Raw genomic sequence first — 23378 nt, forward strand, 5'->3', positions numbered from 1 at the left:
CTCAAGGCGCAGTGCTCAGTAGGTCCAGCGCTGCGCCTTGGCGACCAGGAAGTCCCGGAACGCCTGGACGCGGGCCACCGTCCGCATCTCCTCGGCATAGACGAGGTAGCTCTCCATGTGCGGCATCTCGCTGTCGCGCATGACCTGGACGAGGCCGGTGCCGCTCTCCACGGCGTAGTCGGGCAGGATGCCGATACCGGCGCTCGTCTCCATGGCCTGCTGCAGGGCCGAGATGTTGTTGACGGTGAAGTGAATTGTCCGGCGCTCCTGGCCCTCGCGCCCCACCGTGGCGAGCCAGTGGGTGGCCAGGAGATAGGACGGCTCGTTGCCGCCGAACGAGATCAGGCGATGATTGTCGAGGTCGGCGATGCTTTTCGGCTCGCCGAAACGCTTGACGTAATCCTCGGACGCGTAGGCGTGGTAATGCACCGTGAACAGCCGACGCTGAATGAGATCCGGCTGGGCCGGGCGGCGCATGCGGATGGCGACATCGGCCTCGCGCATGGCGAGATCGAGTTCCTCGTTGGTGAGGATCATCTCGACGCGCACATCCGGATAGAGATCGAGGAATTCGGCGACGCGCTGGGCGAGCCACGAGGTGCCGAGGCCCACCGTCGTCGTCACCTTGAGGTCGCCGGAGGGGCGTTCGCTCGTCTCCACGAGGCGGGCGCGGGTGTTCTCCAGCCGCTGTTTCATGTCGCGGGCGGCCCGGAACAGGAGATCGCCCTGCTCCGTGAGAATGAGCCCGCGGGCGTGGCGATGGAACAGGGGGGCCTTCAGCTCGCGTTCGAGGGCGCTGATCTGACGGCTCACGGCCGATTGGCTCAGGCCGATATCGTCACCGGCCCGCGTGAAGCTGCCCGCCTCCGCGACGTTGAGGAAGATGCGGATCTTGTCCCAGTCCAAGGCGTCCACTCCCGTACGCACCCAGGACGGATCCCGCCAAGCCGTTCCCGGCCCGGAACCCGCCACGCGCCGCACGGGAGGCGCGGCGACGTAGCCACGATACCGTCCTCCCATGCAAGAAGCGCCGACGACTCATGCCGTCAGCGCTCAGGTTAGGACTTCGATCTTGCGATTGTGTTGCCGCTCCGCGCAAGTCGCGGTGGACAAAAAACCGCTATTCGGCCGCAGCTTGCTGTGGGGTTTCGCCGACCTCGAGGGCGGCGAGGAACTTTTCGGCGTCGAGGGCCGCCATGCAGCCCATGCCGGCCGCCGTGATCGCCTGACGATAGACGTCGTCGGTGACGTCGCCGGCCGCATAGACGCCCGGGATCGCCGTGTGCGTGGTGCCGGGCTTCGTTTCGATATAGCCGCCCTCGCGCAGGGCGAGCTGGCCCTCGAAGATCGCGGTGGCGGGCTGGTGTCCGATGGCGACGAATACCCCGTCGGCCTTGCGCTCGACGATCTCGCCGGAGCGCACGTCCTTGAGGCGCAGGTGCGTCACCGATGGCGGGTTCTGCGTGCCGCAGACCTCCTCGACGGCGTGGTGCCACAGCACCTCGACGTTCGGGTGCTTGAAAAGGCGCTCCTGCAGGATGCGCTCGGCCCTGAACTCGCCCCGGCGGTGAACCACCGTGACCTTGGCGGCGAGGTTGGCGAGGTAGAGCGCTTCCTCCACGGCGGTGTTGCCGCCGCCGACCACCACGACCTCCTTGCCCCGGAAGAAGAAGCCGTCGCAGGTGGCGCAGGCCGAGACGCCGAAGCCCTGGAACGCCGCTTCCGAGGGCAGGCCAAGCCATTTCGCCTGGGCGCCCGTCGCGATGATGAGGGCATCGCAGGAATAGGTCTCGCCGGAATCGGCTTCGAGCCGGAACGGACGCACCTGAAGATCGGCCTTGGTGATGTATTCGGACACGATTCTGGTGCCGACATGCTCGGCCTGGGCCCGCATCTGCTCCATGAGCCACGGTCCCTGGATCGCCTCGGCGAAGCCCGGATAGTTCTCGACGTCGGTGGTGATCATGAGCTGGCCGCCGGGCTGGAAGCCGGAGATCATCAGGGGCTCGACCATGGCGCGGGCGGCGTAGATGGCGGCGGTGTAGCCGGCCGGCCCCGAGCCGACGATGACGAGCTTGGAATGCGTATGTGCCATGCTGTCTTCCTTATGGTTGGCCCGGGGCCTCGGCGGTGAACTGCGCCATATGGACCGCGTAAGCCCGCGCCATCGCGTTGGCGATGGACGGCGTCGCGTCGATGGGTTGGTAATTCAGGGTCTCCAAACGCCCGATGAAAGGCTTCAGAGCCCCCGCCATGGCGAGGCCGGCGAACATCCGCCGATGCCGGATATAGGTCTTCGGCAGATCGAACAGGAGGACGGGGGCGCCGGTGCTCACCGCCTCGCCGACCATATTGGCCGAATCCGAGGTGACGACGATGGATTCGGCGAGCGCCAGCATGGCGACGTAGGGGTTCTCGCCGGTTCCATCCCAGAAGAAACCGCCCTTGGCCGCCACCAGGCGCTCCAGGGCATCGCGCAGGGCCGGCGGCGTCCGGCGTGACACCGTCAGCATCAGCGAGCATCCGCCCTCTGCGAGCTTGGTGAGGTCGCGCACGAGACGACGCATATCTGCATTGCGATAGCTGAGGTGACGGCTGTCGCCACCGACGAGCACGGCGATGCGCGGCCAGGGCAGGCGGGCGAGGCGCGGATCGGGCGCGGCCCGGGCGGCGGCGAGGCGCGCGGCCGAGACCTGATGCGGTGCGGTCAGCGTGGTGAAGACGTTCGGTCCGCGCAGGTCGTCGTAATCCGGAACCCAGACGAAGTTGGCCGTCTCCGGCCCCGTGCGCGGGTCCTTCAGGAACGCCGTGAAGGTCCGTCCGCCCGAGGCATCGCGCACGGCCCGCAGGTAGGGTACGGCGCGGCGGCCCGAGGCGATCAGCAGGTCGGGGAGGGGGCCCGACAGAATACCACGGGCGCGACCGGGCCGGTCGCCGGGGTCCACCGGCCCCCAGGGGGCCATCCAGCCGAAGGGCGGTCGCGGCGCGATGCGGCGAACTTCGAACGGAAGGCCAAGGACCTCGGCGAGGCCAAGGCACTGGTTCTCGTCCCCGGCCTTGCCGTCGGTGACGATCCAGGTCCGGGCACGGGTGAGGTCGGGGAGGGGGGCGGACACCGGACGGTCGGGCATTGCGGTCATGGCGCAGGCTTTCGCCATCGGCGCCGCCACGTCAATGCACGGACGTTCAGTTCGACGGCAGGGCGCGGCGCAGCCAGCCGGCATAATGCGCCGCGATGGCCGTCACGCGACGACGCTCCGAGTCCGCATCGTACCAGGCGCCGCCGGAACTCGCCGGCACCACGGAGAGCTGCGGGTGCCGGGCCAGAACTTCGCCGCGCCGCCCGATCAGCAGGGCTTCACCGTCGAGGTAATCGGAATCCATGCTGCCGCCGAAACCGCCGCGTCCCTGATTGCCGACGTAAGGATTCATGGAGAGGCTGCGCAGGCGCACCACCAGGGTGGGGCCGCGCCCCCCCAGGACATCGGCGAACTCCGACCGCAGGGCCTTGGTGAGATCGGCCTGGAGCGCCTGCGCCCGGGGACCGTCGCCCTGCGCCACGAGGCCCCCGACCTCGACACGGATGCCGGACAGGCGCTCGCCGTGAAGGCTCGGCAAGCCCTCGGCCGAGACAGTGAAGGAGAGCAGGCCGATGAGACCCGCTCCCACGATCCGGCGCAGCAGACGGCGCATCCCGGTTTCAGGCGCCGTACTGGACGGCAACGACCTCGTAGGACTTGCCGCCGCCAGGCGTCGTGACCTCGACGGTGTCGCCGACGCCCTTGCCGATGAGGGCACGGGCGATGGGCGAAGTGATGGAGACCAACCCGGAGCGGACGTCGGCCTCCGGCTCGCCGACGAGCTGATAGGTCTTCTCCTCCTCGGTGTCCTCGTCGACGAGCTTCACCGTGGCGCCGAACTTGATCTTGGTACCCGAGAGCTTCGTGACGTCGATGACCTCGGCGCGCGCGATCATGCTCTCCAACTCCATGACGCGGCCCTCGTTGTGGGACTGCGCCTCCTTGGCGGCATGGTACTCGGCATTCTCGGAAAGATCGCCCAGGGCCCGCGCCTCGGAGATCGCCTGGATGATGCGCTGACGCTCCACCTGCTGGCGATGCTTCAACTCCTCCTCCAGCGCCGCGTATCCGCGCACGGTCATCGGAACCTTGTCTATGCTCATCGTCTCGCGCCACAATGAAGAGGCCCGAAGAGAGCGAAACCGCTCCCCCCGGGCCAGAATAAGATCGTCTGGAACCTAAGGCGCCGTGGCCGTGACACAAGTCACGCGCACGGCGGAGATTCAGGCCGCGAAGTATTCCTGCAACGCGCGAACTTGGAGATCGCCTTCGAGATAGGCCTTGATCCCCTCGGCCGCCGCCATCGCGCCCGCGAGAGTGGTGTAATAAGGCACTTTATGCAAGAGGGCCGCCCGGCGCAGGGACCGCGAGTCCGAGAGGGCGCCCGCGCCCTCGGTGGTGTTGAACACGAGCTGGATGTCGCCGTTCTTGATGGAATCGACCACGTGCGGCCGACCCTCCAGAACCTTGTTGACCCGCTCCGTCACCACGCCCTCGTCCGCGAGGTAGCGCTGCGTACCACCCGTCGCCACGATGGTGAATCCAAGCTCCACCAGGAGCCGGATGGAGGGCAGGATGCGGGCCTTGTCGGCATCCCGCACCGAGACGAACACCGCGCCCCCCTTCGGCACCTGGGTGCCGGAGCCGAGCTGGCTCTTGGCGAAGGCGACGCCGAAGCTCGAATCGAGGCCGATGACCTCGCCGGTGGACCGCATCTCGGGTCCGAGGAGCACGTCCACGCCCGGGAAGCGCGCGAACGGGAACACCGCCTCCTTGACGGCGACGTGGTCGAGGGACTTCGGCACGAGGCCGAAGCCAGACAGCGGCTCGCCGGCCATGATCCGGGCGGCGATCTTGGCGATGGGCTCGCCGATGACCTTGGCGACGAACGGCACCGTGCGGGAGGCGCGGGGGTTCACCTCCAGCACGTAGATCGTGCCGTCCTTGATGGCGTATTGCACGTTCATCAGGCCGCCGACCTTTAGCGCCAGGGCCATGGCCTTCGTCTGCCGCTCCAACTCCGCGACAATCTCGGGCGAGAGCGAGCGGGTTGGCAGCGAGCAGGCGGAATCGCCCGAATGGATGCCCGCCTCCTCGATGTGCTCCATGATACCGGCGATGAACACATCCTTGCCGTCACACAGGGCGTCGACGTCGATCTCGATGGCGTCCGAGAGGTAGCGGTCGAACAGGAGCGGATTCTTGCCCAGCACCGTGTTGATCTGCCCCGTCTTGTCGTTGGGGTAACGGGCCTTGACGTCGGACGGGATCAGGCTCGGGAGGGTGTCGAGGAGGTAATCGGCGAACTGCGCCTCGTCGCGGATGATCGCCATGGCGCGGCCGCCGAGCACGTAGCTCGGGCGCACCACGAAGGGTAGGCCGAGATCGGCGGCGACGAGGCGGCTCTGCTCGACGGAATAGGCGATGCCGTTCTTCGGCTGCTTCATCCCGAGCTTGTCGAGGAGACGCTTGAACTGGTCGCGATCCTCGGCGAGGTCGATGGCGTCGGGCGCGGTGCCGAGGATCGGCACACCGGCGGCCTCAAGGGCGCGGGCGAGCTTCAGGGGCGTCTGGCCGCCGAACTGCACGATGACGCCGTGGAGGGTGCCGGCCTGCCGCTCCGTCTCGATGATCTCGAGGACGTCTTCCTCGGTGAGGGGCTCGAAGTAGAGACGATCGGAGGTGTCGTAGTCGGTGGAGACCGTCTCGGGGTTGCAGTTGACCATGATGGTCTCGTAGCCGGCTTCCGTCAGGGCGAAGCAGGCGTGACAGCAGCAATAGTCGAACTCGATGCCCTGGCCGATGCGGTTCGGACCGCCGCCGAGGATCACCACCTTCTTCGCTTCCGTCGGCCGGGCCTCGTCCACGACGGTGCCGGCGAAGGGCGCGACGTAGGTCGAGTACATATAGGCGGTGGGCGCCTTGAACTCGGCCGCGCAGGTATCGATGCGCTTGTAGACGGGGCGCACACCCGCGCTGCGACGCAGCGCCCGAACGGAGGCTTCGTCGGTCTTCGCCAGCACGGCGAGGCGGGCATCGGAGAAGCCGGCGGCCTTGAGCTGGCGCAGCGCCCCCGGCGTCGTCGGCAGGCCGTGGGCCTTCACGCGGTTCTCGAGGTCGATGATGGCCTGAAGCTGCTCCAGGAACCACGGGTCGATCTTGCACGAGGCGTGAACCTCCTCGTGGCTGATGCCGAGACGAAGGGCTTGGCCCACCTTGAGGAGGCGGTCGGGCGTCGGGGTACCGAGCGCCGCCTTGATGGCGTTGTGGTCGTCCCCCTTACCGAGGCCCTCGATCTCGATGTCATCGAGGCCGGTCAACCCCGTTTCCAGGGAACGCAGGGCCTTCTGCAGCGATTCGGCAAAGCAGCGGCCGATGGCCATGGCCTCGCCGACGGACTTCATGGCCGTGGTCAGGGTCGGCTCGGCGCCGGGGAACTTCTCGAACGCGAAGCGCGGAATCTTGGTGACGACGTAGTCGATGGTCGGCTCGAACGAGGCCGGGGTGGCGCCGCCGGTGATGTCGTTGGCGATCTCGTCCAGGGTGTAGCCGACGGCGAGCTTGGCCGCGACCTTGGCGATGGGGAAGCCCGTCGCCTTGGAGGCGAGGGCCGAGGAGCGCGAGACGCGCGGGTTCATCTCGATGACGATCATCCGGCCAGTGGCCGGATCGATGGCGAATTGCACGTTCGAGCCGCCGGTCTCGACGCCGATCTCGCGGAGCACCGCGAGGGATGCGTCGCGCATCACCTGATATTCTTTGTCGGTGAGGGTGAGCGCCGGCGCGACGGTGATGGAATCGCCCGTGTGGACGCCCATGGGGTCGATGTTCTCGATGGAACAGACGATGATGCAGTTGTCGTTCTTATCGCGAACGACCTCCATCTCGTATTCCTTCCAACCGAGGACCGATTCCTCGATCAGCACCTCGTTGGTCGGAGAGGCGTCGATGCCCCGCTCGACGATGTCGAGGAATTCCTCGCGGTTGTAGGCGATGCCGCCGCCGGTCCCACCCATGGTGAAGCTCGGTCGAATGATCGCCGGCAGGCCGACTTCGGCGAGCGCGATGAGGGCCTGGCCGAGGGCGTGCTCGCCGTAGCGCTTGCGCCGGTCGGACTCGCCCCGGTGCCAGCTCTTCTCGAAGGCGGCCAGCGCGGCCTTGCGGCTCTCGCCGGGATTGGCGGCCTCGATCCGGGCGATCTCGGCGAGGTACTTCTCGCGGTCCACCTTCTTGGCGGCGGAGGCGTTGGCGACGGCCGATTTCGGCGTCTCCAGGCCGATTTTGGTCATGGCATCGCGAAACAGCTGCCGGTCCTCGGCCTTATCGATGGCCTCGGCCGTGGCGCCGATCATCTGGACATCGAACTTCTCGAGGATCCCGAGGCGCTTCAGGGACAGGGCGCAATTCAGCGCCGTCTGTCCGCCCATGGTCGGCAGCAGGGCGAAGCCGCCCGGCACCGCATGGCGCTCCTTCTCGATGATCTTGGCGACGACCTCCGGGGTGATCGGCTCGACATAGGTGGCATCGGCCATGTCCGGGTCGGTCATGATCGTGGCCGGGTTCGAGTTGACCAGCACGATCCGGTAGCCCTCCTCACGCAGCGCCTTGCAGGCCTGCGTTCCGGAATAATCGAACTCACACGCCTGTCCGATGACGATCGGCCCCGCACCGATGATGAGGATCGTGGAGAGGTCGGTGCGTTTCGGCATCGGGCGCCTTGGCTTGCGGGCGCGCGCCCAGGCGAACACGGCGTCCCATCGGGGCTGCCATGAGCGGGCGCGAGCGGCGTGGATTGTCGTTAGGCTTCGCGTCTACACGCCGCCGTTCGGTTTTGGAAGGGCGCAGCGTCGGCCCTGGGGACGCCCAGGCATGAACCGTGCCCGGACGGACGAAAGTTCCCTGTGAACATCGTGTCCCCGGTCCGAGCGTCGCTTTTCCCGCTCACATCCCGGCGTAGAGCGCGGCCACGGCCCGGTCGATGGAAAGTGTGAACACCCCGAAGGCCACGACGGCCGCGGCGGCGAACTCGAGGGTCGCGTTGGGGAGGGTCTGGCTGCGGCGCAGGATTTCACGGCCGAAGAACAGGCTCACCCATGCAACGGTGAGGAGGACGGGCAGGACAAACAGGAACGACAACGTGCTCTCGATCCGGTCGAGGCCGGCGGCGGGATCGATGAGCGGACGGATATTGCGCACCCACGGGGCGTAGCAGGCCGCGGTGAGCGTCGTCATCCAAGACAGGCCGACGGCGACACCGAAGTGAAAGGTGAACAGGCGGTGCAGGCGCGAGAAATCGTCGCGCGCGTCGTCGAACGTCATGTGGATATCCCCGAAAGCATCCTTGAGGGGCGCCGGAACGCCGTCCCGAACGCGCCGCCAACGGGCTTGGGGATGCCGGGAAATGCCGGACTTTTTGTGACCCGCCCCGGCCCCAATCGGGGCGGGGACGGGGCGAAAGCGCGGAGACCGCGCCGGGTTTCCCGCTGTCAGTCGAGAACGGCGTGGATCGTCTCGGGCTTGCCGGCGCGCATGAGGGCGACGAAGCGCTCGAACAGGTAGTGGCTGTCGCGCGGCCCCGGCGAAGCCTCGGGGTGGTGCTGAACGGAGAAGGCCGGGCGGTCCGTGAGCGTCAGGCCGCAATTCGAACCGTCGAACAGGGAGATGTGGGTCTCCACCGCCGTCTCGGGCAGGCTCGCCGGATCGACGGCGAAGCCGTGGTTCATCGACACGATCTCGACCTTGCCGGTGGTCTTGTCCTTCACCGGATGGTTGGCGCCGTGGTGGCCCTGCGCCATCTTCACCGTGCGGCCGCCGAGGGCCAGGCCCATGAGCTGGTGCCCGAGGCAGATGCCGAAGGTCGGCACCTTCTCGGCGAGCAGCTCGCGAATCACCGGCACAGCGTATTCCCCCGTGGCCGCCGGATCGCCGGGACCGTTGGAAAGGAAGACGCCGTCGGGCTTCATCGCCATGATCTCGGCCGCGCTCGTGGTGGCCGGCACCACGGTGACGTCGCAGCCGGCTTCCGCGAGCAGGCGCAGGATGTTGCGCTTCACACCGTAATCGATGGCCACCACCCGCAGCCCCTCGCCGGCGGGGCGGTTGCCGTAGCCGGTCTTGACGCCCCACGTCGTCTCGGACCACGCCGACTGCGTCCGGCTGGTCACCGGCGGCACGAGGTCGAGCCCCTCCATCGGGGCGAGCGCCGCGGCGCGGGCCTTGAGGGCATCGCGATCGAACGTACCGTCCGGGCTGTGAGCGATGACGGCGTTGGGCATGCCGTGGTCGCGGATGAGGGCGGTGAGCGCCCGCGTGTCGACCCCGGTGATGCCCACGATGCCGCGCGCCTCGAGCCAGGCGTCGAGGTGGCTCGACGAGCGCCAGGACGACGGGTTCGTGACCGCCGAGGCGATGACGGCGCCACGCACGCCCGAGGCCGGAGCGGCGTCGAGGCTTTCGAGATCCTCGTCGTTGGTGCCGGTGTTGCCGATATGTGGGAACGTGAAGGTGACGATCTGGCCGGCATAGGACGGATCGGTGAGGATTTCCTGATACCCCGTCATCGCCGTGTTGAAACAGACCTCGCCGTCGGCCGCGCCAGTCCGGCCGATGCCGAAGCCTTCGAGGATGGTGCCGTCGGCGAGCACCAGCAGGGCGGTGGCGACGGGCTCGGCCCAAGGAGCAGGGTGCGGGGCGGACTGGCTCGCGGGGCGGGCGGCGCGCGCGCGGGCGCCTTCATCTTGCAGCATCGGCGTGATCTCGCTTATGTCCGGCCGAACCCGGCGCCGCGACACGGCGATGCCGTGCGACACGGCGCACGCGGGTGGCTTGTCGTGCGGCGCTCATACCGAGCGGGCGGCGATGGGGTCAATGTGGCTCCGGCGCCCGTCCGGCTCAAGACGCGCGACCCACTCAGCAATTCACAGACCAGTCTTCAGGAGAGTCCCATGCTGCGCGCCCGCCTCACCACCGAGATGAAAGAGGCCATGAAGGCCGGCGACAAGGCCAAGCTCGCCACCGTGCGGATGATCCAGGCCGCCTTGAAGGACAAGGACATCGAGGCGCGCGGCCTCGGCAAGGAGCAGCTGTCCGAGGAGGACATCCTCGCCCTCCTTCAGAAGATGATCAAGCAACGCAACGAATCGGCCGGTGTCTACGACCAGGGCGGCCGCCCCGAACTCGCCGAGAACGAGCGCGCCGAAGCGACCATCATCGCCGGCTACCTGCCGCAGCAGATGGACGAGGCCGAGACCCGCGCGGCCATCGAAGCCGCCGTCGCGGAAACCGGTGCCGCCGGCCCGAAGGATATGGGCAAGGTCATCGCCGCCCTGAAGGCCGCGTATGCGGGCCGGATGGATTTCGGCAAGGCGAGCGGCTTGGTTAAGGATGTGCTCAACGCCAAGGCATAATGCCGCCCGACACACCGCGCGCGAACGGCATCGTCGGACGCGCGCGGTGTTCGGCGCCCGCCCCACCGATCACGACACCCGGTCGTCACGGGAACGAGAATAAGCATTCCCTATAAGACGCTTGAAGCCCGATCGAGCCTCCCCCTCGGCAAGCTCTTGATATATCTTACTTCACCAATACCATTTCACATGTTTGGAACGCGAAAATCATCGCACAAGAAGACCGACACACGCCGCACACATCAAATGGGGAACGACCGATTGATCATAAAATATTAATAGATTTTAATGTCCTGAGACAAGAAATATTAACGTATTTTTAGGCGCACATTCAGCATCGTCCGCCACAATTCTCTGACAGTGCGGTCGATATCCATGAAATTTGGCATCCGGTCCCGTCTCTACGGTGGCTTTGCGACCCTCATGGTGCTGGGGGGACTGCTCGGCGGGTTCTCGAACCTGCAACTCGGTCAATTGAGCGAGCAGAACGATCTGAAGAACCGGATCCAGCACAATGCCCTCAACCTCTACAGCTTCAATGGCCTGACCGAACGCTTCATCGCCCAGAGCGGCGCGTTCCGCGCGAACCCGACGCCGGAGGCCACCTCGGGCATGCAGGCCAGCCTCACCGAGATGCGGGCACTGGCGGCGGAACTCCATGATTCGGCCGTCAATCCGGAGCGCCGCGCCCTCTACGGTGAGCTTCTCGCGCAAACCGACGCCCTGTCGGCGCAGGTGCCGGTCATGATCGAACTCGGCACGCGCATCCGCGAGAACAAGGCCGGGGTGTTCACGGGCGGCGACGCCCTGACCAAGGCGGCCGCGACCCTCGCGACCCTGCTTCGCTCCGGCGACGAGGCCGCCGCCCTCGCGCCGGCGGCGGCGGAAGTCGAGCGGACCGTCCTCCTGTTCCGCGTCATGAACTGGCGCTTCCTCGCCACCCGCGATCCGAAGGGACGGGCCCTTTCGGCGACGGCGTTCACGAATGCCGAGGCCGCCGTCAACGCCCTCAAGACCGCCGACCTGACCGCCGCGCAGCGCCAGGGCCTGAAGGCCGTCGAGGAAACCATGAAGACCCTCAACGTGAGCTTCAAGGGGGCTTCGAGCGCCATCATCGAGGGTGAGGACCTGTTCGAGCAGTCCCTCAAGGGCAGGGCGAACGCCATCCATCAGACCGGCCTGCAGGCTCGAAGCCAGCTGACGGCCGCCGTCGACGCGATGACCGCCGAGAGCCGAAGCACCATGGGCGTGGCGCGGACCGTGCAATCGAGCCTGCTCGTCCTGCTTCTCGCCGTCGGCGCCGCCGCAGCCCTCCTCATCGCCCGCAGCATCATCGGCCAGATCGAGGGCATGACCCGGGCCATGACGCGCCTCGCGGCGGGCGAGACGGCCCTGACGGTTCCGTCGCAGGACGCCGCCGACGAGATGGGCGAGATGGCCAAGGCCGTCGAGGTGTTTCGGCAGAACGCCGTAGCGCGCGATGCCCTGGAGGCGGATCAGGTGGCCCAGCAGAGCGCCCGCCAACGCCGCGCCGACCGCGTCGACCAACTGGTACGAAGCTTCCAGCAGAACGTCGCCGGCTCCCTCGACATCGTGTCGTCCGCCACGGCGGAACTCGATGCCACGGCCCGGTCCATGAGCCAGGTCGCCGGCGAAACCAACAGTCAGGCCGTGGCATCGAGCGCCGCCGCCGAGGAAACTTCCGCCAACGTCCAGACCGTCGCGGCGGCGGCGGAGGAGATGGTGTCGTCGCTCCAGGAGATCGAGCGTCAGGTGATCCATTCCCGCGAGGTGGCCACGGGTGCGGCCCGCGAGGCGGAGGCGACCAACACGGCGATGGCGAGCTTGGGGACCGCCGCCAACCAGATCGGCGCGGCCGTCACCACGATCGCGGCCATCGCCAGTCAGACGAATCTCCTGGCGCTCAACGCCACCATCGAGGCGGCGCGGGCCGGGGAGGCGGGCCGCGGCTTCGCCGTCGTCGCCGCCGAGGTGAAGGAACTGGCGAATCAGACCGGCCGGGCCACGGAGGAGATCAGCGGACAGATCGTCGCGATCCAGGCCGGAACCGAGCGGGCCAGCGCCGCCATCCGGCAGATCGCCGACACCATCGCGACCATGAACGACATCAGCAGCATGATCGCCGAAACGGTGGTGCAGCAGACCGCCGCCACGAGCGAAATCTCGCGCAACGCCAGCGAGGCCGCCCACGGCACCCAGGACGTCTCCGCCAACGTCGCCCGGGTCCTGAACTCGGCCGACCAGACCGGCCTCGCCGCCACGCAGGTCCTGGCCGTGGCCAGCGAGGTGGCGGCCCAGTCGCGCAACGTCAAACGGGATGTCGACAGCTTCCTCGGCGAGATCCGGGCGGCGTGATCGCGTCGCGGGGACCGGAGACCGAGCCGGGCTGCGACGCGCCCGGTTCGGGACTCCTTAAGCCTCCTGCGCTAGACTGGGCGGCCGCGGAGGTCCCATGCGCTACCCGCCCCATATTCTCGAAGAGATCCGTGCCCGCCTGCCCGCCTCGGACGTGGTCGGGCGGCGCGTCCGGCTGAAGAAAGCCGGGCGCGAATGGCGCGGCCTGTCGCCGTTCAACGCCGAGAAGTCGCCGTCCTTCTACGTCAACGATCAGAAGCAGTTCTATCACTGCTTCTCGTCGGGCAAGCACGGCGACGTGTTCACCTTCCTGATGGAAACGGAGGGGTTGAGCTTTCCCGAGGCCGTCGAACGGCTGGCCTCGGAGGCGGGGGTCAGCCTGCCGACCCCGAGCGCCGACACGCGCGAAATGGAGACGAAGCGCGCCGGCGCCCTCGAGGTGATGGAGATGGCCGCCACCTTCTACGAGGCGCAGCTGACGGGCAAAGCCGGCCTCGAAGCCCGCGCCTATCTCGACCGACGCCAACTCGGCCTCGACATCCGGGCCCGCTTCCGCCTCGGCTATGCACCGAACGACCGTTACGCCCTGCGCGATCACCTCGCCGCCAAGGACGTCTCCAAGGAGATGATGGCCGAACTCGGCCTGCTGGTGACGGGCGACGACATCAGGGTGCCGTACGACAAGTTCCGCGACCGGGTGATGTTTCCCATCACGGATTCGCGCGGACGGGTCATCGCCTTCGGCGGCCGGGCGATGCAGAAGGATGCCAAGGCGAAGTACATGAATTCGCCCGAAACGCCGCTCTTCCACAAGGGGCAGCTGGTCTACAACCTCCACGGCGCCCGCAAGGCCGCCCATGATCGCGGCACGATCATCGCGGTGGAGGGCTATGTCGACGTCATCGCCATGACGCTCGCCGGGCACCCCAACGCCGTGGCGGGCCTCGGCACGGCGCTGACCGAGGAGCAGATCGCCCTTCTCTGGCGCCACGGCGACGAGCCGATCCTATGCTTCGACGGCGACGGCGCCGGACAACGCGCCGCGTTCCGGGCCCTCGACGTCGCCCTGCCGGGGTTGACCCCGGGCAAGTCCCTACGCTTCGCCATGCTGCCCGAGGGTCAGGACCCGGACGATCTTCTGCGCTCGGAGGGCAAGGCCGCCATCGACCGGGTGCTCGACGGCGCCCGCCCCCTCGTCGAGGTGCTGTGGTCGCGGGCCACCGAGGGCGCGCCCCTGGATACGCCGGAGCGCCGGGCGGGCCTCGCCAAGACCCTGCGCGAACTCGTGGGCGGCATCCGCGACGAGACAGTGCGGGGGTTTTACCGCGACGAGATCGAAGCGCGCCTGCGCGCCCTGTCACCCCAGGGGAGCCAGGGCCGACGCGGGCCGTGGGAACCGCGCCAGGGTGGCGCCGGTGGCGCCGGTCGCCCGCCCTTCCAGCGCACGCCGCGCCCCGGCGACCCGCCGCCCTCGCCGGTGTTTCACGGCAAGGCCAGCAATCACCTGGCGCAATCGGCCGGGTTCACCGGCGCCGAGGCCCTGCGAGAGGGGATGATCGTCGGCACGCTCCTCACGCATCCCGCCCTCCTCGACGACTGGGCGGACCCCTTCTCGGAACTCGACTTCGAGACCGAGGACGCACGGGCGATCCAGGCGTTTCTCCTCGACACCGTGGCGGAAACGTCACCCGTCGACGCGGCGGTCTTGAGCGCGCGCCTGGAGCGGGCCAGATTGACCGAGGCGGCGGAACGCGTCCGGGCCCTCGGACGCCGAAAAGACCCGAAAGCCCTTGACGTGCATGCCGATCCTATGCGTCTCGAAGACGCGTTGCGTCAGGCCGTGATCTTGCACCGGAAGTCGGGCGCGCTAAATAGCGAACTCCGCCTCGCCGAGCGGGCGCTCGCCGAGGATTTCACCGAGGCGAACTTCGCGTGGCTGTGCGACGTGAAGCAACGCATGGCCGTGGTCGCGGGCGCGGAGGAGGACGAACCGGCTGCCGAAGAGGCTGCGGGCTAGTGGCCAGGGGCGAGGCCCGAGCCGCGCGGATCGCGAGGCCACGACATTCGCGCGCCGAAAGCGGCGCATGGTTAACATTCGGTCAAGCGTCTCGCTTGCATACCGAAATCTGAGATCGACGCGGGCGCCTTCTGGCGCTCCGCACACCATATGATTTGCAGCGTCGGCGACGCGGCGTGAGCCCCACGCTCCCCGCGCGACACGGCTACGACAACCATAGGCGGACCATGGCGACGAAGGCAACGGAACGGGACGAGACCGATGCTGCCCCCGAGGCACAGACGGACGGGCCGCTCCTCGATCTGACGGATGCCTCCGTCAAGCGGATGGTGAAGCTCGCCAAGAAGCGTGGCTATATCACCTACGAAGAGATCAACGAGGTCCTGCCCGACGGCCAGTCCGACCCCGACCAGATCGAGGACGTCCTGTCCCAGCTCTCCGAGATGGGCATCAACGTCGTCGAGGCCGAGGAGACCGAGGAGACGACGGAGGCCAAGGCCAACGGCGAAGCCGGCGACGACGAGGACGCCGCCGAGGGCAGCGAGGTCGCCGAGATCGCGCCGACCAAGGCCCCGGCCGTGCGCGAGACCACGGCCAAGGAGCCCACCGACCGCACGGACGATCCCGTGCGCATGTACCTGCGCGAGATGGGCTCCGTGGAGCTCCTGTCGCGTGAGGGCGAAATCGCCATCGCCAAGCGCATCGAGGCGGGCCGCGAGGCGATGATCGCCGGCCTGTGCGAGAGCCCGCTCACCTTCCAGGCCATCATCATTTGGCGCGACGAACTCGTCGACGGCCGGGTGCTCCTGCGCGAGATCATCGACTTGGAGGCCACCTATGCCGGCCCCGACGCGAAGAATGCGATGCAGATCGCGGAGGGCGCGGAGGAGTCCGAGGACGGCGAGGGCGATGCGCCGACGCCGCCCGAGGGCGACGACGAGGACGACATGGAGAACAACGTCTCCCTGGCGGCCATGGAGACCGAGATCAAGCCGCGCGTCCTCGAGACGTTTGACAACATTGCCAACAACTACAAGAAGCTGCGCAAGATTCAGGCCGAGCACGCCGAGGTGAAGGCGGCGGGCGGGACGCTCACCGACGCCCAGAGCGCCAAGCGCGATGAGCTGAAGGACATCGTCGTCACCGACGTGAAGTCCCTCTCGCTCAATTCCAACCGTATCGAAGCCCTCGTGGAGCAGCTCTACGACATCAACAAGCGCCTCATCTCCCACGAGGGTCGCCTGATGCGCTACGCCGAGACCCACGGCGTCGCCCGTGACGAGTTCCTGCGCCATTACCAGGGCTGGGAGCTCGATCCGAACTGGATGGAGCGCGTCGGCAAGCTCGGCGGGCGTGGTTGGAAGAACCTCGTCGAGAAGGGCCAGAAGGAGGTCGTGCGCCTGCGCGAGCAGATCCTGACGCTGGCTTCCGAGACCGGCCTGGAGATCGGCGAATATCGCAAGATCGTCAACATGGTCCAGAAGGGCGAGCGCGAAGCCCGTCAGGCCAAGAAGGAGATGATCGAGGCCAACCTCCGCCTCGTGATCTCCATCGCCAAGAAGTACACCAACCGCGGCCTGCAGTTCTTGGATCTCATCCAGGAGGGCAACATCGGCCTGATGAAGGCGGTGGACAAGTTCGAGTACCGCCGCGGCTACAAGTTCTCGACCTACGCCACGTGGTGGATCCGTCAGGCGATCACCCGCTCCATCGCCGATCAGGCCCGCACCATCCGCATCCCGGTGCACATGATCGAGACGATCAACAAGATCGTTCGCACCTCGCGCCAGATGCTGCACGAGATTGGCCGCGAGCCGACGCCGGAGGAACTGGCCGAGAAATTGGCCATGCCCTTGGAGAAAGTGCGAAAAGTTCTGAAGATCGCCAAGGAGCCGATCTCCCTCGAAACCCCCATTGGTGACGAGGAGGATTCGCATCTCGGCGACTTCATCGAGGACAAGAACGTCGTTCTGCCCATCGACGCGGCGATCCAGTCGAACCTGCGCGAGACCACGACCCGCGTGCTCGCTTCGCTGACCCCGCGCGAAGAACGCGTCCTGCGCATGCGCTTCGGCATCGGCATGAACACCGACCACACCCTCGAAGAGGTCGGCCAGCAATTCTCGGTGACCCGCGAGCGCATCCGCCAAATCGAGGCGAAAGCCCTGCGCAAGCTCAAGCACCCGAGCCGTTCGCGCAAACTCCGGAGCTTCCTCGACAACTGAAGCATTCACCACCACCGGTCGCGACTTCACGGGGTCGCGACCGGCTCGCGGACGATGCCGAATACACGGCTGCCGATCCTGCGCTCAACCGAGGCTTCATGCTCGATCGCGGCCCGCCCCAGTCTGCGCCCACCGCCGAAGCCGACGGCTCCGAGGCCAACGCCGTGCCGTTCGGCGCCCTGCAGCAATGCGTGGCCCTGCGAGACTGGCTGCTGAGCGAGGGTGCGCGGATGCCCAATGCCGAGGACCTGCTGTCGGGCCTCGCTGAGCGGCTCATCGACCTCGGCGTTCCGGTGGACCGGGCCACCACGGCCATCGATGCCCTGCATTCGGAGTATTCCGGCGTCGGCCGGTTCTGGACCCGCGAGACCGGCTCCACGGTGCGGCTGTTTCCCCATGGGGAAGCCTCCGACAAGGCCTATCGCGAGAGCCCGTTCCAGGCGGTCCACGAGACCGGTGAGTGGCTGATTCTCGACCTGTCCGAGACACCCGACCACGCCTTCGCGGTGATCCCGGACCTCAAGGCCGAGGGCTACCGCCACTACATCGTGGCGCCGCTGTTCTTCACCAACGGCACCCGCAACGGCATCACCTTCGCCACCCGGTCCGAGGAGGGATTTCGCGACGAGGACGTGGCGATCCTTCGCTTCGTCATCCCGACGCTCGCAGCCGTGATGGAGATGCGCAGCATCAACAAGCAGCTCGACCACGTGCTGCGGATCTATGTCGGCGACGAGCCGCACAAGGCGATCCTGGCGGGCTCGATCCGGCGCGGCCATGTCCAGCGCATCCGCTCGGCGATCCTGTTCGCCGACATGCGCGACTACACCAGCATCTCCGCCGAGATGACGCCGGAAGAGGCCGTGGACCTCCTCAACATCTTCTTCGACTGCCTCGTGCCCGCCATCGAGCGCGAGGGCGGCGAGGTGCTGAAGTACCTCGGTGACGGTCTCCTGGCGATTTTTCGCGAGCGCGGCGACGACCTCGGCGGGGCGGCCAAGGGGGCGCTCACGGCGGCCCAGAGCGCACTCGCGGCCCTCGACGAGGCCAACGATCTCAGGCGCTTCGCCCAGCCCGTGGCGGCCGGCATCGCGCTCCATCACGGCGAGGCCGCCTACGGCAATGTCGGCTCCGGGGCGCGCCTCGACTTCACCGTGATCGGCCGCGACGTGAACCTGGCGAGCCGGCTCGCGCGGCTGAACCGCACGCTGGGCGAGCCGCTCCTCATGTCGAAGCCCTTCGTGGACTTTCTCTGGGGCGATCCGGTCTCCCTCGGGCAGCACACCCTCGACGGGTTCACCGAGCCCATGGGCGTGTTCCGCCCCGGCCGCCCGCCCGCGGCGGCGTGAACTTGTGAGCCGGGTGTTGACCCCGGCGTGATCCCGGCCCACATCGGAGGTGTTCAAGGGAGATCCCCGGCAAGGGGCTGAGAAACCGATGAGTCGCCCGAGGCCGGGCGGCGGCGCGGAAATCCTTCGAACCTGACCCGGTTCATACCGGCGTAGGGATTGGACCGCCGCGTTCCGCGAGGAGCCGGCACGCTGCGTGACCGGACGCGCACTGGCCCGCCAACCCCGAGCGCCCTGTCGCGGAGGTTGCCTTGGCCCCGAGCCCCACCCGTCCCATCGATCTCCGGCGATCCCCCGCCGCCCCACGGGCGCCCGTTGCCCCGCCGGCCCGCTGCGACGTCGCCATCGTGGGCGGCGGCCTCATCGGCCTGTCCATCGCGTGGCTGCTCGCGCAGACGGGCCGCGCCGTCACGGTGGTGGAGCGCGAGACGTTCGGCGCCGGAGCGAGCCTGGCCGCCACCGGCATGCTGGCCCCCACCGCCGAGCACGAACCCGGCTCCGATCCGCTCCTGCCCCTGGCGCTCACGAGCCTCGCCCGCTGGCCGAGCTTTCGCGATGCCCTCCAGGCGGCGTCCGGCCTCGACATCGACTACCGGGAGGAAGGTACCCTGGTCCTGGCCATCGGCCGCGACGAGGTCGAGCGCCTGCGCTTCCGCCACGATCTCCAGATCCGCTCCGGCCTCGCGGCGACGTGGCTCAGCGGGCCGCAGGTGCGCGCCCGCGAGCCGGCCCTGCGCCCCTCCGTCACCGCCGGCCTGTTCTGTGCAGCCGACCACCAGGTCGATCCGGCCCGCGTCATGGCCGCCCTGGTGCGGGCCTGCGAGGGAGTGGGCGTCACCCTGGTCGAAGCCTGTCCCGTCGATGCCCTTGATTGGCAGGCCGGCCGGGTCATCGGCCTCACGACCGGACAGGGCCGGATCGCGGCCGAGACCGTGGTTCTCGCCGCCGGAGCCTGGAGCGGGCAAGCGGGGCTCCTACCCGACCATCTCAGCCTGCCGGTGCGGCCCCTGCGCGGTCAGTCCGTGGCCCTGCGCACCACGGCCCGCACGGGCACGCTCAATCACATGGTCTGGACCGAGCAAGTCCACATGGCGCCGAAAAGCGACGGACACCTCATCGTCGGCGCAACGGTGGAGGATTGCGGCTTCACCCCCGGCGTCACGGCGGGCGGCCTCTATGCCCTGTTGGAAGGGGCGCGGCGCGTCCTGCCGGGCATCGAGGAGATGGCCTTCGAGGCGGTGTGGAGCGGCTACCGCCCGACCTCCGACGACGACGCGCCGATCCTCGACACCCTGGCCCCCGGCCTCGTCGTGGCGACGGGCCACCACCGCAACGGCTACCTTTTGGCCCCGGCGACGGCCGACGCCGTGGCGGCGCTGCTGACCGACGGCGCCCTGCCGGACTACGCCCGGGCCTTCGGCCACGCCCGCTTCACCCCCCCGCCCCAGAGGGCAACCGCATGAAGCTCACCGTCAACGGGCGCCCGCACGAGAGCGACGCCCCCGACCTCGACACCCTGTTCCGCCGTGAGGCCGAGGAAACCGGGATCGACAGTCCGCAGGGCATCGCCATCGCGGTCAACGGTGCCGTGGTGCGCCGCCGGGACTGGGCGGCGACGCCCCTCGCGGAAGGCGACCGCGTCGAGATCGTCCGCGCCATGCAGGGAGGCTGACACCATGACCCAATTTCCCGACGATCGGCACGACGACCCCCTCGTCATCGCCGGTATCTCCCTCGGCTCGCGCCTGTTCATCGGCACCGCCGGCTACCCGACGCAGGCCATCATGGCCGAGGCCGTGGCGGCGTCGGGGGCCGAGGTGGTCACGGCCTCGATCCGCCGGGTTTCGCTCCAGGGCCACGGCTCCGACACGGTGCAGAAGCTCAAGGGCTATCGCTTCCTGCCCAACACCGCCGGCTGCGAGACGGCGCGCGACGCGATCATGACCGCCGAACTCGCCCGCGAGGCCCTCGACACCACTTGGATCAAGGTCGAGGTCATTGGCGACCGCGAGACCCTCTATCCCGATGTCGCCGAACTCCTGGAGGCCTGCCGCCACCTCGTGGAAGAGGGGTTCACGGTGCTGCCCTATTGCAACGACGATCCGGTGGTGTGCCAGCGCCTGGCCGATCTCGGCTGCGCCGCCGTGATGCCCATGGGGTCGCTCATCGGTTCGGGCATGGGCATCGCCAACCCGGCCAACCTCGAACTCATCTGCCGACGCTCGCCCGTGCCGGTCATCGTCGATGCGGGCATCGGCACGGCCTCGGACGCGGTGATCGCCATGGAGCTGGGTGCTGCGGGCTGCCTCCTCAACACGGCGGTGGCGAAAGCTGACGATCCCATCCGCATGGCTCGTGCCATGGGCCACGCCGTCGCGGCGGGCCGCCTCGCGCAGCGGGCCGGGCGCATCCCCCGGCGCGGCCGGGCCGAACCGTCGAGCCCGCAACTCGGCCTCGTCGGCTCGTGAGGCCGCTGCCGTCGCGCGTGCTGGTGGTGACGGATCGGGTGTCCGTCCGGCTGCGCGGTTCGGTCGATATGGTGCGTGGGCTTCCCCACACGAGGCACGACCGTCTCATATCATCACACGAGTATCGCTGGTCCGCTCTCCTGGGAGGAGAGGGACAGGGTGAGGTGTGTGACCTCTCCGGAGATGGACCACACCTCACCCCAACCCTCTCCTTCCAGGAGAGGGAGCCTGTTTCAGCTTGTTCGACGATCGATTGCGCCACTGAAGAGTTCGCCCTCCTCGCCCGTATCGACACCCTGCTGGCGGGAGGCGCCCGCTGGGTCTGGTTCCGCGAGCGTGACATGGCGTCGGGGCCGCGCGAGATCCTGGCCCGAACGACGATGGAACGGGTCCGCGCCGGGGGGGGCACCTTCAGCCTCGGGGGCGACGCCAGTCTGGCCGCTCGCCTCGGCGCCGATGGGGTGCACCTGCCCGGTGGGACGACGCTGGAAGAGATCGGCCAAGCGCGTCGGCTCCTGCCGAACGGCCTCATCGGCGTCTCGACCCATTCCGTGGCGGAGGTGGAAACCGCGGCCCGGCACGGCGCCGATTACGCGACCCTAAGCCCGATCTTTGCCACAGTGAGCAAGCCGGGCTACGGCCCTGCCCTCGGGCCGGAAGCCATCGCGGCGGCGCATGTCCACGGCCTGCCGGTCCTCGCCCTCGGGGGCATCACCCCCGAGACGGCCCACGCCTGCTGCGAGGCGGGGGCCGCCGGAATCGCCGTCATGGGCGACCTCATGCGCGGCTCCGATCCCGGACCGACCTTGCGTGCCCTCTTGTCGGTCTAAAAAAACTATTTCGGCTCGGCGGGGCCGTAGGGCGGGCGCGGGATCGCCCGGTGGGCGGCGCGCAGGGCCGCCGACCAACGCTCGCGCAGATCGTGGAAGTAGCTCTCGCCGGCCTCGATGCGGTGGTTCACTTCCAGGACCAGGGCATTGCGGCGCGCCACCGCGAGATCGATGGGCAGGCCGACGCCGAGGTTGGAACGCATGGTCGAATCCATCGACACGAGGCCGACCTTGAGGGCGTCGTAGAGGTCGGTCTCGTATTTCACCGCCCTGTCGAGGATCGGCTTGCCGTATTTGTGCTCGCCGATCTGCAGGAACGGCGCGTCGCCGCTGCACTCGATGAAATTGCCGGCGGAGTAGATGAGATAGAGCTTCATCGGCTCCGTGCCGATCTGGCCGCCGAACAGCAGCGACACGGAGAAGCGGAGATTCGCCGCCTCGAAGCCGGCCTTCTCGATCTCGCGGACCCGGCGGATGGCGCGGCCGACGAGCTGCGCCGCCTGGAACATGGTCGGCGCCTCGACGAGGCGCATCTTCGGCTCGCCGGCCTCGCCCTCGACGCCTTCGGAGAGCAGGCTGAGCACCGACTGGGTGATGGAGAGGTTGCCGGCCGAAGCCAGCATCATCACGCGCTCGCCCGGCACGTTGAAGTGGTGGAGCTTGCGGTAGGTGGAGATGTCGTCGAGGCCCGCGTTGGTGCGGGTATCGGCGATCATCACCAAGCCGTCCTCGACCAGGACACCGACGCAGTAGGTCATCGTCTCAAGCTTTCCTCGCGTCCGAGCCCCCGGGGAATCAGGACTGGACCGTCGCCTGTGCTTGCTCGACGCGGAGCGTCACGTCGAGGGTTTCCGTGCCTCCACCCAAGCGGCTGCCACGGATCGGAGCAGCCCCAAGATAGTCGAGGCCGATGGCGACCCGGATATGCGCCTCCGTGGTGGCGATGCCGTGAGCCGGATCGAACCCGACCCAGCCGAGATTCGGCACCAGGGCTTCGACCCACGCATGACCGGCCTCCTGGCCGGTGATCCCGTCGGCGTGGTGATAATACCCCGACACGTAGCGGGCCGGAATTTCGAGGTGGCGGGCGGCGGCGATGAAGACGTGCGCCACGTCCTGACAGACACCGGTCCCGGCCTCGAAGGCCCTGGGCGCCGTGGTGCTGGCGCTCGTCGGCCCCGGCTCGAACACGACCCGCTCGTGCACTGCTGCGAGGAGTCGGTGCAGGCAGGGCAGGGGCGTGGGATCGCCGGCCGACCTGACCTCGTGGGCGAAGGTTTGGATCGCCTCGCTCGCCAGGGCGAGGTCGGAATCCCGTAGGTAGAACTCGTCGGGCAGGCGCTCGACGGTGCCGCGCACGACGCCGTGCATTTCGTTGGTGTCGACCTCGCCGGTGACCCGGATGGTCAAGGCTTCAGCCGGCTCGTCGGCGGTGAACCAATGCACCACGTTGCCGAACCCGTCCTCGCGCTCACTGATGCGGCCGTCGACGGACGGCTCGATGCGCCAACGCCGAACATATTGCCCGTCATGGTCGCGGGGGCGCAGACGTAGGACCTGGATCAGGTTCCGGGCGGGCTGCTCGTAGGTGTAGTTGGTCTCGTGAAAGACGCGGATTCGCATGCGG

Annotated in this window: 19 protein-coding genes and 1 riboswitch; of the genes, 9 read left to right on the forward strand and 10 right to left on the reverse strand. The window is 68.1% G+C overall.

The genetic code is table 11. The features are described 5' to 3' along the window. Positions 1-15 precede the first annotated feature (15 nt). From BM249_RS17265 to carA, 8 genes are all read right to left on the reverse strand, one after another. Entirely contained in the window at positions 16-906 is an 891-nt protein-coding gene (locus BM249_RS17265; RefSeq protein ID WP_091974386.1) for a LysR family transcriptional regulator, read from the reverse strand. A 214-nt stretch (positions 907-1120) separates the two neighbouring features. Then, positions 1121-2095: a thioredoxin-disulfide reductase gene (gene trxB, locus BM249_RS17270; protein WP_091974328.1), complete on the reverse strand. Its 975-nt coding sequence runs from the start codon at positions 2093-2095 to the stop codon at positions 1121-1123. Between the two features lie 10 nt (positions 2096-2105). Continuing rightward, positions 2106-3140, reverse strand: coding sequence for a mitochondrial fission ELM1 family protein (locus BM249_RS17275; protein ID WP_425284844.1), 1035 nt, complete (start codon positions 3138-3140; stop codon positions 2106-2108). Positions 3141-3186: 46 nt separating this feature from the next. Then, positions 3187-3693: a hypothetical protein gene (locus tag BM249_RS17280; RefSeq protein ID WP_091974329.1), complete on the reverse strand. Its 507-nt coding sequence runs from the start codon at positions 3691-3693 to the stop codon at positions 3187-3189. 7 nt (positions 3694-3700) lie between these two features. Further along, positions 3701-4177 carry a transcription elongation factor GreA gene (greA, locus tag BM249_RS17285; RefSeq protein ID WP_177232445.1) on the reverse strand — a complete coding sequence of 159 codons (477 nt, stop codon included), beginning with the start codon at positions 4175-4177 and terminating at the stop codon, positions 3701-3703. Between the two features lie 126 nt (positions 4178-4303). Beyond that, a complete protein-coding gene (gene carB, locus BM249_RS17290; RefSeq protein WP_091974390.1) occupies positions 4304-7789 on the reverse strand; it encodes a carbamoyl-phosphate synthase large subunit in 3486 nt (1161 codons plus the stop codon). 232 nt (positions 7790-8021) lie between these two features. Beyond that, positions 8022-8399 carry a hypothetical protein gene (locus BM249_RS17295; RefSeq protein ID WP_091974331.1) on the reverse strand — a complete coding sequence of 126 codons (378 nt, stop codon included), beginning with the start codon at positions 8397-8399 and terminating at the stop codon, positions 8022-8024. A gap of 167 nt (positions 8400-8566) precedes the next feature. Beyond that, complete coding sequence (gene carA, locus BM249_RS17300; protein ID WP_091974392.1) at positions 8567-9826, reverse strand: glutamine-hydrolyzing carbamoyl-phosphate synthase small subunit; 1260 nt, start codon at positions 9824-9826, stop codon at positions 8567-8569. 198 nt (positions 9827-10024) lie between these two features. On the opposite strand from carA, the gene BM249_RS17305 reads away from it, so the two are divergent. From BM249_RS17305 to BM249_RS17345, 9 genes are all read left to right on the forward strand, one after another. After that, a complete protein-coding gene (locus tag BM249_RS17305; protein WP_091974333.1) occupies positions 10025-10486 on the forward strand; it encodes a GatB/YqeY domain-containing protein in 462 nt (153 codons plus the stop codon). 375 nt (positions 10487-10861) lie between these two features. Further along, on the forward strand, positions 10862-12862 hold the full coding sequence (locus tag BM249_RS17310) for a methyl-accepting chemotaxis protein (RefSeq protein ID WP_091974335.1): 2001 nt from the start codon (positions 10862-10864) through the stop codon (positions 12860-12862). 97 nt (positions 12863-12959) lie between these two features. Then, positions 12960-14879, forward strand: coding sequence for a DNA primase (gene dnaG / locus BM249_RS17315; RefSeq protein WP_091974337.1), 1920 nt, complete (start codon positions 12960-12962; stop codon positions 14877-14879). Between the two features lie 227 nt (positions 14880-15106). After that, entirely contained in the window at positions 15107-17104 is a 1998-nt protein-coding gene (rpoD, locus tag BM249_RS17320) for an RNA polymerase sigma factor RpoD (protein WP_091974339.1), read from the forward strand. 98 nt (positions 17105-17202) lie between these two features. Further along, positions 17203-18453: an adenylate/guanylate cyclase domain-containing protein gene (locus tag BM249_RS17325; RefSeq protein ID WP_091974341.1), complete on the forward strand. Its 1251-nt coding sequence runs from the start codon at positions 17203-17205 to the stop codon at positions 18451-18453. 47 nt (positions 18454-18500) lie between these two features. Beyond that, positions 18501-18629, forward strand: a riboswitch (TPP riboswitch). 75 nt (positions 18630-18704) lie between these two features. Next, a complete protein-coding gene (gene thiO, locus BM249_RS17330; RefSeq protein WP_091974343.1) occupies positions 18705-19916 on the forward strand; it encodes a glycine oxidase ThiO in 1212 nt (403 codons plus the stop codon). Next, positions 19913-20125 (forward strand): sulfur carrier protein ThiS, encoded by a 213-nt coding sequence (gene thiS / locus BM249_RS17335; protein WP_091974345.1) that lies wholly within the window; start codon positions 19913-19915, stop codon positions 20123-20125. The genes thiO and thiS overlap by 4 nt, the downstream gene beginning before the upstream one ends. A gap of 4 nt (positions 20126-20129) precedes the next feature. Beyond that, positions 20130-20921: a thiazole synthase gene (gene thiG / locus BM249_RS17340; protein ID WP_091974347.1), complete on the forward strand. Its 792-nt coding sequence runs from the start codon at positions 20130-20132 to the stop codon at positions 20919-20921. A 248-nt stretch (positions 20922-21169) separates the two neighbouring features. Then, positions 21170-21751, forward strand: a complete 582-nt coding sequence (locus BM249_RS17345) for a thiamine phosphate synthase (protein WP_425284846.1) — start codon at positions 21170-21172, stop codon at positions 21749-21751. Positions 21752-21756: 5 nt separating this feature from the next. Here the strand turns inward: BM249_RS17345 and BM249_RS17350 are convergent, their stop codons facing one another. After that, positions 21757-22509: a proteasome-type protease gene (locus tag BM249_RS17350; RefSeq protein WP_091974348.1), complete on the reverse strand. Its 753-nt coding sequence runs from the start codon at positions 22507-22509 to the stop codon at positions 21757-21759. Between the two features lie 37 nt (positions 22510-22546). After that, positions 22547-23374 (reverse strand): transglutaminase family protein, encoded by an 828-nt coding sequence (locus BM249_RS17355; RefSeq protein WP_091974349.1) that lies wholly within the window; start codon positions 23372-23374, stop codon positions 22547-22549. Positions 23375-23378 lie beyond the last annotated feature (4 nt).

The sequence above is a fragment of the Methylobacterium gossipiicola genome (genome assembly GCF_900113485.1).
Classification (GTDB): Bacteria; Pseudomonadota; Alphaproteobacteria; order Rhizobiales; family Beijerinckiaceae; genus Methylobacterium; species Methylobacterium gossipiicola.

Excerpts from the sequence above, each read along its gene's own strand:
- BM249_RS17305 (WP_091974333.1), top strand. The coding sequence starts at position 10,025 with ATGCTGCGCGCCCGCCTCACCACCGAGATGAAAGAGGCCATGAAGGCC.
- BM249_RS17310 (WP_091974335.1), top strand. The coding sequence starts at position 10,862 with ATGAAATTTGGCATCCGGTCCCGTCTCTACGGTGGCTTTGCGACCCTC.
- trxB (WP_091974328.1), bottom strand. The coding sequence starts at position 2,095 with ATGGCACATACGCATTCCAAGCTCGTCATCGTCGGCTCGGGGCCGGCC.
- thiG (WP_091974347.1), top strand. The coding sequence starts at position 20,130 with ATGACCCAATTTCCCGACGATCGGCACGACGACCCCCTCGTCATCGCC.
- thiS (WP_091974345.1), top strand. The coding sequence starts at position 19,913 with ATGAAGCTCACCGTCAACGGGCGCCCGCACGAGAGCGACGCCCCCGAC.
- BM249_RS17295 (WP_091974331.1), bottom strand. The coding sequence starts at position 8,399 with ATGACGTTCGACGACGCGCGCGACGATTTCTCGCGCCTGCACCGCCTG.
- rpoD (WP_091974339.1), top strand. The coding sequence starts at position 15,107 with ATGGCGACGAAGGCAACGGAACGGGACGAGACCGATGCTGCCCCCGAG.
- BM249_RS17325 (WP_091974341.1), top strand. The coding sequence starts at position 17,203 with ATGCTCGATCGCGGCCCGCCCCAGTCTGCGCCCACCGCCGAAGCCGAC.
- BM249_RS17280 (WP_091974329.1), bottom strand. The coding sequence starts at position 3,693 with ATGCGCCGTCTGCTGCGCCGGATCGTGGGAGCGGGTCTCATCGGCCTG.
- carA (WP_091974392.1), bottom strand. The coding sequence starts at position 9,826 with ATGCTGCAAGATGAAGGCGCCCGCGCGCGCGCCGCCCGCCCCGCGAGC.
- carB (WP_091974390.1), bottom strand. The coding sequence starts at position 7,789 with ATGCCGAAACGCACCGACCTCTCCACGATCCTCATCATCGGTGCGGGG.
- BM249_RS17350 (WP_091974348.1), bottom strand. The coding sequence starts at position 22,509 with ATGACCTACTGCGTCGGTGTCCTGGTCGAGGACGGCTTGGTGATGATC.
- dnaG (WP_091974337.1), top strand. The coding sequence starts at position 12,960 with ATGCGCTACCCGCCCCATATTCTCGAAGAGATCCGTGCCCGCCTGCCC.
- BM249_RS17275 (WP_425284844.1), bottom strand. The coding sequence starts at position 3,140 with ATGACCGCAATGCCCGACCGTCCGGTGTCCGCCCCCCTCCCCGACCTC.
- BM249_RS17355 (WP_091974349.1), bottom strand. The coding sequence starts at position 23,374 with ATGCGAATCCGCGTCTTTCACGAGACCAACTACACCTACGAGCAGCCC.